Below are 11,776 nucleotides of genomic sequence, written 5' to 3'. Positions count from 1 at the left end.
TCGCTGACCATCCTCGCCACCGCGCTCGTGGACACCGGCTCACGCGCCGACGGTTACTTCTTCGAGGAGCTGAAGAGCACCGGCAACATGGAGCTCCGGCTGGACCGCGAGCTGGCGTCCCGCCGCGTCTTCCCGCCCGTGGACATCGACCGCACCGGCACCCGCCGCGAGGAGCTCCTGTTCACACGGGAGGAGTTGGCGGTCACCAGGGGTCTGCGCCGCGCCCTGCGCTCACACGGGGACGCGTCCCTGGAGACCCTGCTGGAGCGACTGCGGGACACCCCGGACAACGCCACGTTCCTGCGCCGCGTCCAGCCCACGCTGCCGACGAGCTGAACACGGCAGGAGGGGCGACGCCAGACGCCGCCACCCCGCCCCGCGTCAGAACTTGATGCTGCCGATCATGCTGGCGACGTTCGTGGTCAGCTCGCTGATCGTGGGTGCGATGGTCGAGGAGGCGAGATAGAAGCCGAGGAGCATGCAGATGGCCGCGTGTCCCCCCTTCAGTCCCGACTTCTTGATCAGCAGGAAGACGATGATCGCCAGCAGCACCACCGCCGAAATCGAGAGTGCCACGGCGGCTCACCTCCAATGAATCCCAGGGACACGGGGGGTTCGGACTATGGGGGTTGTGACTTCGGTACAGCCCCGACGGACCGGCCCGAGAGCCAAGTCCACGCGGACGCCGCCAGGTTCATACCCACGCAGCGACAGTGATCATAACTATGTGTGCTCGCGCATCGCTCGGCGCACGGCCGCACAAGGGGGCGCATGGCCAATATGGTCGGGCCATGACGACCCAGACAGCCGGCACCGACTCCTTCCCCCGCCGACACGCCCGGACCCAGCGCTTCTCGCTCGGCGCGCCGCGCGGGTTCACCGTGGCCCCCGACGGCTCCCGTGTCGCGTTCCTGCGCTCCGGCTCCGGCACGGACCGCGCCAACTCCCTGTGGGTACTGGACACCGCGGACGGCACCGAACGCCTCGCCGCCGACCCGCGCGCCCTGCTCGCGGGTGCCGACGAGGAGCTGTCCCCCGAGGAACGCGCCCGCCGTGAACGCAGCCGCGAGGGCGGTGCGGGCATCGTCGGGTACGCCACCGACGCCGCCGTCGAACTGGCCTCTTTCGCCTTGTCCGGGCGGCTGTTCACGGCCGAGCTGCGCGCCGGCACCGCCCGCGAACTGCCCGTCGCCGGCCCGGTGATCGACCCTCGCCCGTCCCCCGACGGCACCCGTGTCGCGTACGTCGCCGGAGGCGAGCTGCGCGTCGTCGGCGCCGAGGGAGCGGACGACCGGCCGCTGGCCACCCCCGAGAGCGACGAAGTGACGTACGGTCTGGCGGAGTTCATCGCGGCCGAGGAGATGGACCGTACGCGGGGCTTCTGGTGGTCCCCGGAGTCGGACCGGCTGCTGGTGGCGCGGGTGGACGACACGCCGGTGCGGCGCTGGTGGATCGCGGACGCGTCACACCCGGACCGTGAGCCACACCACGTGCGCTACCCGGCCGCGGGCACCGCCAACGCGGCGGTGACCCTGTTCGTCATCGGCCTGGACGGCACCCGCAGTGAGGTCCGCTGGGACCGCGAGCGACACCCCTATCTGGCGCGAGTGCACTGGTCACAGGCGGGTGCGCCCCTTCTCCAGGTGCAGTCGCGGGACCAGCGGAGCACACTCGTCCTCGCCCTCGACCCCGACACCGGCGAGACCCGCACGCTGCACGCCGACGAAGATCCAACATGGCTGGATCTTTTCGCCGGGGTGCCCGCCTGGACCCCCTCCGGACAGCTGGTCCGCATCGCGGACGAGGACGGCGCGCGGGTCCTCACCGTGGGCGAACGTGCGCTGACCGGACCGGAGTTGCACATCCGCGCGGTGCTCGACGTCTCGTCGCAGGACGTGCTGGTCTCGGCCTCCGCCGGGGAGGCGGCCCAGGACCCCGAGACCGGCGAGATCCATGTGTACCGGGTCGGCGAAGCGGGCGTGGAGCGCGTGTCGCGGGAGCCCGGTGTGCACTCGGCGGTGCGCTCGGGCGACGTCACCGTCCTGGTCTCCGCGACGCTGGACAGTCCCGGCGCCCGTGTCCAGGTGCTGCGTGACGGAAAATCGGCGCTCGGTGTCCGCTCGTACGCCGAAGACCCCGGTTTGTCCCCCCGCGTGACCCTGACCGAGGGGGGCGCACGACGAATTCCGTGCGCCGTGCTTATGCCATCGGACTACCCGGACGACACTCCCCTCCCCGTCCTGCTCGACCCCTACGGGGGCCCGCACGGCCAGCGGGTCGTCGCCGCCCACAACGCCCATCTGACCTCGCAGTGGTTCGCGGACCAGGGCTTCGCGGTGATCGTCGCGGACGGCCGGGGCACCCCCGGCCGCTCCCCCGAGTGGGAGAAGTCGATCCACCGGGACTTCACGGTCACCCTCGACGACCAGATCGGCGCGCTGCACGACCTCGCCAAGCGCTATCCGCTCGACCTCGACCGCGTCGCCATCCGGGGCTGGTCGTACGGCGGTTACCTCTCCGCGCTGGCCGTCCTGCGCCGCCCGGACGTCTTCCACGCGGGCGTCGTGGGCGCCCCGGTCACCGACTGGCGGTTGTACGACACCCACTACACCGAGCGCTACCTGGGCGACCCGGAGGCGGACCCGGAGAGCTACGCCCACAGCTCCCTGATCACCGACGAGGGCCTCGCCGACCCCGCCGAACCGCACCGGCCCATGATGATCATCCATGGCCTGGCCGACGACAATGTGGTGGCCGCACACACCCTCCGGCTCTCCTCCGCCCTGCTGGCCGCCGGCCGTCCGCACGAGGTGCTCCCGCTGTCCGGCGTCACCCACATGACTCCGCAGGAGCAGGTCGCGGAGAACCTGCTCCTCCTCCAGGTGGACTTCCTCAAGCGCGCCCTGGACCAGCCCGAACGGCGTTAACGCACAGGCAACTTCGCCGAAGCCACTTCGATATACGCACCCGCGAGGCTGATGCGCGTACGGCCGTGCGGGTGCCGTGAGACGGGCCGGGATACGCCATGTCATCCCGGCCCGTTGCCGTGCCCCCCGTGTTCTTCCATGGCCCCCGGCACGACCCGCCGCTCCGCCGCGAACAGACACGCCGAAGGATGCGCCACGGGCCCCCCGGCCGCCCGGAACTCCTCCGGCACCGCCAGCTCCGGCACCTCCCGCGCGCACCGTTCCTGGGCCTTCCAGCACCGGGTGCGGAACCGGCACCCTGAGGGGATCGCGGTCGGGGACGGCACATCACCGGTCAGGATGATCCGCTCCCGGCGCTCCCGTGCCTCCGGGTCGGGAACGGGCACCGCCGACAGCAGCGCCTGCGTGTAGGGGTGCGTGGGGTGCTCGTAGATCTCCGCGTCCGTGCCGGTCTCCACGATCCGGCCCAGGTACATCACCGCGACCCGGTCGGAGATGTGCCGCACGATCGACAGGTCGTGCGCGATGAACACGTAACTCAGCCCGAACTCCGCCTGGAGCCGCTCCAGCAGGTTGATCACCTGTGCCTGCACCGACACGTCCAGCGCGGACACCGGCTCGTCCGCGACGATCACCTCGGGGCGCAGCGCCAGCGCCCGCGCGATGCCGATCCGCTGCCGCTGGCCGCCGGAGAACTGGTGGGGATAGCGGTTCAGGAACTCCGGGTCGAGCCCCACCACCTCCAGCAACTCCTGCACCCGGCGCCGTCGTTCGCCCTTGGGCGCGACCTCGGGATGGATCTCGTACGGCTCCCCGACGATGTCCCCCACCGTCATCCGGGGATTGAGCGAGGTGTACGGGTCCTGGAACACCATCTGGATGTTCCGGCGCACCTCCTTCAGCCGGCGCCCGGACGCACCGGTGATGTCCTCGCCCCGGAAGCGGATCTCGCCCGCGGTGGGCCGCTCCAGGTGGCAGAGCAGCTTGGCCACCGCGGACTTGCCGCACCCCGACTCGCCCACGATGCCGAGGGTTTCGCCCCGTGCGAGGCTGAAGCCGACGCCGTCGACGGCCTTCACCGCGCCGATCTGCTTGCGCAGCACGATGCCCCGGGTCAGCGGGTAGTGCTTGACCAGGCCCCGGGCCTCCAGCACGGGTTCAGCCGTCGCGGCCATCGAGGCACTCCCTCCAGAAGTGGCAGGCGCTCACCCGGTCCGGCCCGGCCGGGTACAGCGGGGGTTCGTCCGTGCGGCAGACGTCCCGCGCCATCGCGCAGCGCGGGTGGAAGGCGCAGCCGGCCGGGATGTGGGTGAGGCTGGGCGGCAGACCGCGGATGGCGTACAGCTCCTGCCCCTTGTGGTCGAGGCGGGGGATGGAGTCGAGCAGGCCGCGGGTGTAGGGGTGGGCCGGTGCCTTGTAGATGTCGTGCACGGGCGCCGACTCCACGATCCGGCCCGCGTACATCACCGCGATCCGGTCGGCCACGTCCGCGACGACGCCGAGGTCGTGGGTGATGAGGACGAGCCCCATGTCGTACTCCCGGCGCAGCTCCGCGAGGAGGTCCATCACCTGGGCCTGGACGGTGACGTCGAGCGCGGTGGTGGGTTCGTCGGCGATGACGAGCGCGGGTTCCAGGGCGATGGCCATGGCGATCATGATCCGCTGGCGCATGCCGCCGGAGAACTGGTGCGGATAGTCCCGCACCCGCTGGGCGGCGCCGGGGATGCGCACCCGGTCCATCAGCTTGACGGCCCGCTTGCGGGCGTCCTTGCGGGACATCCCCCGGTGGACCGTGAACATCTCGCCGAGCTGGTCACCGACGGAGAGCACGGGGTTGAGGGCGGAGAGCGCGTCCTGGAAGATCATCGCCATTCCGGCGCCCCTGATCCGCCGCCGCTCCTCCTCCTTCAGGCCCAGCAGGTCGCGTCCCTGGAAGAGGATCTGGCCACCGGTGATCCGGCCGGGCGGCATGTCGAGGATGCCCATCACGGCCTGTGCGGTCACCGACTTGCCGGACCCTGACTCCCCGAGCACGGCGAGCGTCTCGCCCGCGCCGACCCCGTACGACACCCCGTTGACGGCCTTGGCGACACCGTCGCGGGTGCGGAACTCCACGTGCAGGTCGCGCACTTCGAGCAGCATGGCGCCGTCACCTCAGCTTCGGGTCGAGGGCGTCGCGTACCGCGTCGCCGAGCATGATGAAGGCCAGGACGGTGATCGCCAGCGCCCCGGAGGGCCAGAGCAGGGCGTGCGGGGCGTTGCGGATGTACGGGGAGGCGGCGGAGATGTCGATGCCCCAGGACACGCTGGGCGGCTTCAGGCCGACGCCGAGGTAGGACAGGGTGGCCTCCAGCGAGATGTAGGTGCCGAGCGCGATGGTGGCCACGACGATGACGGGGGCGACCGCGTTCGGCGCGATGTGCCGCAGCAGCAGCCGGGCGGGCGAGGCGCCCAGCGCGCGGGCGGCCTGTACGTAGTCGTTCTGCCGGGCGGTGATGACGGAGCCGCGGGCGATACGGGAGATCTGGGGCCAGCCGAGCAGCACCATGAAGCCGATCACCGGCCAGACGGTGTTGCTGGTGACCACCGACAGCAGCACCAGGCCGCCGAGGACGACGGGGATGGCGAAGAAGACGTCGGTGATCCGGGACAGCACCGCGTCCCAGGCCCCGCCGAAGAACCCGGCGAGTCCGCCGAGCACCGATCCGAGCAGTGCCACCCCGAGCGTGGCGCACACACCCACCGTGACCGACGTACGGGCGCCGTAGACGGTCCGGGTGTAGACGTCGCAGCCCTGCCCGTCGAAGCCGAAGGGGTGGCCGGGCGAGGAGCCGTCCTGGGCCTTGGCGAGGTCGCAGTCGAGGGGGTTGCCCGAGGTGATGGCCGAGGGCCAGATGGAGATGAGGACCAGGAAGAGGATGACGAGCGCGGAGAGCAGGAAGACCGGGTTGCGCCTCAGGTCCCGCCAGGCGTCGGACCACAGCGAGCGCGGCCTGCTCTCGGGCCCGCCGCCCGCCGGTCCGCCCGGCACCCGCTCCAGCGTGGCGGCCTCGCCGGCGGCGAGGTCCATGGTCCCGCCCATGCCGGTCCCGGCGACGGCCCCCCGCGAGTCGTGCGACGACGGCTCAGGCATAGCGAATCCTCGGGTCGAGTACCGCGTAGAGCAGGTCCACCAGCAGGTTGGCGACCAGGAAGACCAGCACCAGCACGGTGACGAAGCCGACCACTGTCTGGGTGTTCTGCCGGAGGATGCCCTGGTAGAGCTGGAAGCCGACGCCGTGGATGTTGAAGATCCGCTCGGTGACGATCGCGCCGCCCATCAGCGCCCCGATGTCGGTGCCGATGAAGGTGACGACCGGGATCAGCGAGGTCCGCAGCAGGTGCCGGACGATGACCCGGCGCCGGGGCAGCCCCTTGGCGACGGCGGTACGGACGTAGTCCGAGCGCCGGTTCTCCGCGATGGAGGTACGGGTCAGCCGGGTGACGTAGGCGAGCGAGACCGACGCCAGCACCAGTCCCGGCACGATCAGCTCGTCGTACGGCGCCTCCGGCGAGACGGACGGCTTGATCCACCCCCACTTGACGCCGAGCAGCAGTTGGAGCACGAGGCCGGTGACGAAGGTCGGCACGGAGATCACCACGAGGGTGAGGAGCAGCACCCCGGTGTCGACGGGCCGGCCCCGGCTCAGTCCGGTGAGCACACCGAGGCTGATGCCGACGACGAGTTCGAAGAGGACGGCCACGATGGTCAGCCGGACGGTGACGGGAAAGGCGGCCGCCATCAGCTCGGTGACGGGCTGCCCGTTGAACGCGGTGCCGAAGTCGCCGGTGAAGACGTTCCCCATGTAGGTCGCGTACTGATGCCAGAGCGGCTGGTCGAGGCCGAAGTCGCTGCGGAGCTGGGCGGCGGTGGCCGCGTCGCACTGCCGCTCCCCGCACAGCCCCGCGATGGGGTCGCCCATCACATTGACCATCAGGAAGATCAGCAGGGTGGCCCCGACGAACACCGGCACCATCTGGAGCAGCCGCCGGACGACGTAGCGTCCCATGGCGCTCAGCTCACCTTGATCTCGTTGTACACCGGCACGCTGAACGGGTTGAGCCGCACGCCGGTGAGCCGCTGGGAGTAGCCCGCGTTGCCGTTCTGGTACCAGAGCGGGATGGCGGCCATGTTGTCCCGGACGACCTCCTCGGCCTGCTGGAAGGTGGCGACCGACTTGGCCGGGTCGGTCTCGGCGTTCGCCCGGTCCACCAGCTCGTCGAACTCGGAGTTGGACCACTGGCCGTCGTTGGAGGAGGCGCCGGTGAAGTAGAGCGGCTGGAGGAAGTTCTGGATGAGGGGGTAGTCCATCTGCCAGCCCGCCCGGAAGGGGCCGCTCATCTTGTGCTGCCCCATCTGGTTGCGGAAGTCGGCGAAGGTGCCGACCGGGTTGCCGACGCAGGCGTTGTCGTCGCCGAGGGCGTGGTTGATGGAGTTGCAGACCGCGTCGACCCACTCCCGGTGCGAGCCGGTGTCCGCGTTGTAGGTGAGCTTCAGGGAGCCGCCGGGGATGCCGCCGCCCTGCCGCACCAGCCGCTTGGCGGCCGCCGGGTCGTAGGTACAGGCGTGTCCGCACAGGCCCGCCTTGAACCCGCCGTCGGTGCCGAGGACGGGTGAGGTCCAGTCGGTGGCGGGGGTGCGGGTGTGCTGGAAGATGGTCCTGGTGATCTGGTCCCGGTTGATGGCCATGGACAGCCCGGTGCGGACCTTCTCCATGCCGGGCCGGTTCCAGCGCTCGTCGTAGTAAGGGAAGGCAAGGGTCTGGATGATCCCGGCGGGGGTGTTGATGTACCGCTCGCCGAGGTCGGTCCTGACGTTCTTGAGCTGGGGGGCAGGGATGTCGTCGGCGAGGTCGAGGTTGCCGGCCATCAGGTCGGTGTAGGCGGTGTTGGTGTCGGTGTAGACCTTGAGGATCACCCCGTCGTTGAGCGCCTTGTCCCCGCCCGGGTAGCCGTTCCACTTGCGCAGGGTCATCTGGGAGCCCTTGGTGTAGGACTCGATGGTGTACGGGCCGTTGCCGACCGGGGTCTTCAGCCAGGCGGCGTGGTCGGTGAAGAAGGCGCGGGGCAGCGGGGCGAAGGCGGCGTAGCCGAGGGTGTCGGGGAAGCCGGAGAACTTCTGGTTCAGGGTGACGGTGAAGGTGTGGTCGTCGACCACCTTGAGCCCCGAGAGGGTGTCCGCGTGCTGGCTCCCCATCTCGGGGTGCACCTGGTCGTAGCCCTCGATGTAGCCGTAGAAGTACGCGTTCTTCTGCTTGTTCCTCAGGCTCGCGCCGTAGTTCCAGGCGTCGGTGAAGGAGCGGGCGGTGACCTTCTCGCCGTTGGAGAAGGTCCAGCCCTCCTTGAGCTTCACGGTGTAGTGCCGGGAGTCGGTGGTCTCGATCGACCGGGCCAGCATGTTCCGGGCCTCGCCGGTCTTCGGGTCGTACCGCTTCAGGCCCCGGAAGACCATGTCGAGCACCTTGCCGCCCTGCACCTCGTTGGTGTTGGCCGGCTCCAGCGGGTTCTGCGGGTCGCCCCAGGAGGAGGTGAGCATCCCGCCGTCCGCCGTCCCGCTCGCTCCGCCGCCGCACCCGGTGGCCACGAGCATCACCGCGGCGGCGCCGGTCAGCCATCGGGCGTGCGTGAATCCGCGCATGCTGCCTCCTTTGGGATCACCTCACCGTTACCGGTCAATATCGGCCCACCCGGCACATCCCGCATGCCCGCCGCCCGATTGCCCCGCGTTCGGGGGGACACGTCAGCCATATGCAGGCAGGTCCGGCACGCTCTCGGTGATCTTGCGGACAAGACGCAATGGATCGCCGCGCAACGTTGCCGAAACGTTGGATCGTGACGCGTCGATGTACGCATTTCGACACCTCGCCGTCCGCATATCGAACCCATTGGTTGATTTGCCCGAAATGCACGAAGTGAAGCACGGATTGGTTACGGTCGCGCTACACGCGTAGCTACGGATGCGTCATGCAGAGGTAAAGAAGGTAAAGACAAGACCAAGTCGACCGAGAATTTATTGACCTTGAATGAATTGCGTTGAAAAAGTCCGGCGTAGCCCGTAGGGGAGCACCCTGCGGAGTCCTCAGACCCTCCCTTGGGCCAGGAGCACCAATGACCACCCCCACTCCATCGGCGGCTGCCGCGCTTGAGGTGACCGACGTTCCCGTCGAGAAGTCGGGTACTCCGGACGGCCCCAAGGGCAGCGAGAGCCGGTCCCCCGGCCGGCTTGCCTGGAAGCGTTTCAAGCGCGACCGGACCGGCGTCGTGTCCGCCTTCGTCGTTCTCTTCTTCTTCCTGATCGCCATAGCGGCGCCGCTCATAGCGAAGCTGTACGGCAAGAACCCGTACACCACCTACGCGAGCGAGCGGCCCGAGCTGCTGGACGCGTTCTCCTACCCGGTCGGCGCCAACGGCGGCATGAGCTCGGAGTTCTGGTTCGGCGTCGAGCCCCAGCTCGGGCGGGACGTCTTCACCTTCCTGCTCTACGGCATCCGGACCTCGCTGGGCATCGCCGCCGCCGCCACGATCCTCACCACGGTCGTCGGTGTCGTCATCGGTGTCACGGCCGGCTACCTGGGCGGCAAGACCGACTACTTCGTCGGCCGGGTCATCGACATCGTGCTGTCGTTCCCGTCCACGCTGTTCTTCATCGCCTTCATGCCCGTGGTCTACGGCATCTTCATCGCCCCGGACGACAACGTGCCGACCTGGCTGGTGGCGACCTCGCTGATCATCGTGCTCTCGGCGTTCGGCTGGGCGTCCATCGCACGACTGCTGCGCGGTCAGGTGCTGGGCCTGCGCGAGCGGGAGTTCGTCGAGGCCGCCAAGGTCACCGGCGCCTCCCCGCGGCGCATCGTGTTCAAGGAGCTGCTGCCCAACCTGTGGACGCCCATTCTCATCCAGTCCACGCTGATGCTCCCGGCCTACGTGACCGCTGAGGCGGGCCTGGCCTTCCTCGGCGTCGGTATCACCGACCCGACCCCGGACTGGGGCGTGATGATCGGCCGCGGCGCCTCGTTCTACTCCCAGGACATCACCTTCATGCTGTTCCCCGGCATCTCCATGGTGATCTTCGTCCTCGCGTTCAACCTGCTCGGCGACTCCGTGCGTGACGCGCTCGACCCGAAGTCGAAGCGGTAGCAGGCCAGTTCCACCCGGCCCGGTCCTCCATGACGTCCGGCTGATTCCGATCGTCCGAATCTGACACTCACAGGCAGGCTCAGCATGGCTTTTTCCCGTAGGAACTTCCTGATCGCCACCGGTGTGGCCGCGGCCTCCACCAGCGTGCTGACCGCCTGCGGCAGCGGCGACGGCAAGGGTTCCGGCCCCCAGGTCCCGTCCGTGAGCAAGGGCAAGACCATGAACATCCCGGTCGGCACCAAGGCCGACTCGGCGGGTCCGGCCCCCGAGGTGTCGGGCGCGGTCAAGGGCGGGACGATCTACTCGCTCGACCAGTTCGACATGGACCACATGGACCCGGCCCAGATCTACGTCTCGACCGAGGCCGCCATCACCGTGCCGATCATGCGCGGTCTGACCGGTTACCGGATCGACGACAAGGGCGGCTGCACCCTGGTCGGCGACGCGGCCACGGACGCCGGCACCATGAAGGACGGCGGCCGCACCTGGTCCTTCACGATCAAGGACGGCATCAAGTGGGAGGACGGTTCCGACCTCTCCATGGACGACGTCCGCCACACCTTCGAGCGCCTCTTCGCCGGCTTCGTCACCGAGGGCCCGCGCTACGTCCAGCAGTGGCTGGTCGGCGGCGACAAGTACAAGGGCCCCTACGACGGCAAGAAGCTCGACTCGGTCGAGATCTCCGGCAAGACGATCACCTTCCGTCTGACCGAGCCCCGCGCCGACTTCAACTACACGCTCGCCATGCGTGGTTACTCCCTCGTGTCGAAGAAGAAGGACACCAAGGAGAAGTACGACAAGCGCCCCTTCTCCTGTGGCCCGTACCGCATCGAGAGCCGCAGCATCGGCAAGTCGATGACCTACGTGCGCAACGAGCACTGGGACCCGAAGACGGACTCGATCCGCAACAACTACCCGGACAAGTACGTCTTCCAGTTCGGCTTCCAGCCCGTCGCCTCGACCGACCGTTACATCTCGGACCGCGGCAACGACCAGTACGCGATGTCGATCTTCAACGAGGTCGCCGCCGAGCGCGTCGCCCAGGTGCTGACCGACGCCAAGCTCAAGAAGCGTGTCCTCACCGCGGTGGACACGGTCACCTACTACTGGCCGATCAACACCACCCGGATCAAGGACGTCAAGGTCCGCCAGGCCATCAACTGGGCCTGGCCGCACCAGCAGCTCCAGACCATCCGCGGCGGCCGCGCCACCAGCGAGATAGCCAGCACGATCCTCAGCCCGGTCACGCCCGGCTACCAGGACTTCGACCTGTACGGCGCGGAGAAGAAGCCCGGCGGCGACCCGGCCAAGGCCAAGGCGCTGCTGAAGGAGGCCGGCAAGGTCGGCCAGAAGCTGGTCATCGCCTACCAGCAGTCGGACAACGCCGTGAAGCAGGCCGTCCAGATCAAGAACGCGCTGGAGGCGGCGGGCTTCGTCGTTGTCAACAAGCAGATCGACAAGTCGACCTTCTACACCCAGATCGGCAAGATCGACAACGGCTACGACATCTTCGCCGCCGGCTGGAGCCCGGACTGGCCGAACGGCTACTCCGTGTTCTACCCCTGCTGGAGCGGCAAGAACATCGGCGACGGCCGCAGCAACTACGCGCAGCTCAACGACCCGAGCGTGAACAAGGCGATCGACGCCGCGTCCAAGATCGCGGACGTCGAGGC

Annotated in this window: 9 protein-coding genes and 1 pseudogene; 4 read left to right on the top strand and 6 right to left on the bottom strand. The window is 69.0% G+C overall.

Features of this window, described 5'->3' with window-relative positions:
- Positions 1–336, top strand: a pseudogene (locus tag CCN33_RS04805) (transcription termination factor Rho); the annotation flags it as partial.
- 45 nt (positions 337–381) lie between these two features.
- Here CCN33_RS04805 and CCN33_RS04800 read toward each other — a convergent pair.
- Complete coding sequence (locus tag CCN33_RS04800; RefSeq protein WP_018544306.1) at positions 382–576, bottom strand: hypothetical protein; 195 nt, start codon at positions 574–576, stop codon at positions 382–384.
- Between the two features lie 215 nt (positions 577–791).
- Here CCN33_RS04800 and CCN33_RS04795 point away from each other — a divergent pair, with 215 nt between their 5' ends.
- Complete coding sequence (locus tag CCN33_RS04795) at positions 792–2,927, top strand: S9 family peptidase (RefSeq protein ID WP_086691447.1); 2,136 nt, start codon at positions 792–794, stop codon at positions 2,925–2,927.
- 101 nt (positions 2,928–3,028) lie between these two features.
- Here CCN33_RS04795 and CCN33_RS04790 read toward each other — a convergent pair whose 3' ends face one another.
- Genes CCN33_RS04790 through CCN33_RS04770 form a run of 5 tightly spaced genes read right to left on the bottom strand, consistent with a single transcriptional unit; the run spans position 3,029 to position 8,604 of the window.
- Positions 3,029–4,102 carry an ABC transporter ATP-binding protein gene (locus CCN33_RS04790; protein WP_086691445.1) on the bottom strand — a complete coding sequence of 358 codons (1,074 nt, stop codon included), beginning with the start codon at positions 4,100–4,102 and terminating at the stop codon, positions 3,029–3,031.
- Entirely contained in the window at positions 4,086–5,069 is a 984-nt protein-coding gene (locus tag CCN33_RS04785) for an ABC transporter ATP-binding protein (RefSeq protein ID WP_086691443.1), read from the bottom strand. The genes CCN33_RS04790 and CCN33_RS04785 overlap by 17 nt, the downstream gene beginning before the upstream one ends.
- Positions 5,070–5,076: 7 nt before the next feature.
- Positions 5,077–6,060 carry an ABC transporter permease gene (locus CCN33_RS04780; protein WP_086691441.1) on the bottom strand — a complete coding sequence of 328 codons (984 nt, stop codon included), beginning with the start codon at positions 6,058–6,060 and terminating at the stop codon, positions 5,077–5,079.
- On the bottom strand, positions 6,053–6,976 hold the full coding sequence (locus CCN33_RS04775) for an ABC transporter permease (RefSeq protein ID WP_086691439.1): 924 nt from the start codon (positions 6,974–6,976) through the stop codon (positions 6,053–6,055). The genes CCN33_RS04780 and CCN33_RS04775 overlap by 8 nt, the downstream gene beginning before the upstream one ends.
- Before the next feature lie 5 nt (positions 6,977–6,981).
- Positions 6,982–8,604, bottom strand: a complete 1,623-nt coding sequence (locus CCN33_RS04770; protein WP_086691437.1) for a peptide ABC transporter substrate-binding protein — start codon at positions 8,602–8,604, stop codon at positions 6,982–6,984.
- A gap of 470 nt (positions 8,605–9,074) precedes the next feature.
- Between CCN33_RS04770 and CCN33_RS04765 the strand changes: the two genes are divergently transcribed.
- Positions 9,075–10,103 (top strand): ABC transporter permease, encoded by a 1,029-nt coding sequence (locus tag CCN33_RS04765; RefSeq protein ID WP_208621656.1) that lies wholly within the window; start codon positions 9,075–9,077, stop codon positions 10,101–10,103.
- A gap of 84 nt (positions 10,104–10,187) precedes the next feature.
- On the top strand, positions 10,188–11,776 hold a 1,589-nt coding region (locus CCN33_RS04760), incomplete at its 3' end, for an ABC transporter substrate-binding protein (protein WP_107483897.1).

Source organism: Streptomyces recifensis, assembly GCF_002154615.1.
GTDB lineage: Bacteria > Actinomycetota > Actinomycetes > Streptomycetales > Streptomycetaceae > Streptomyces > Streptomyces griseoluteus.
This window is presented reverse-complemented; position numbering and strand designations above follow the sequence as displayed.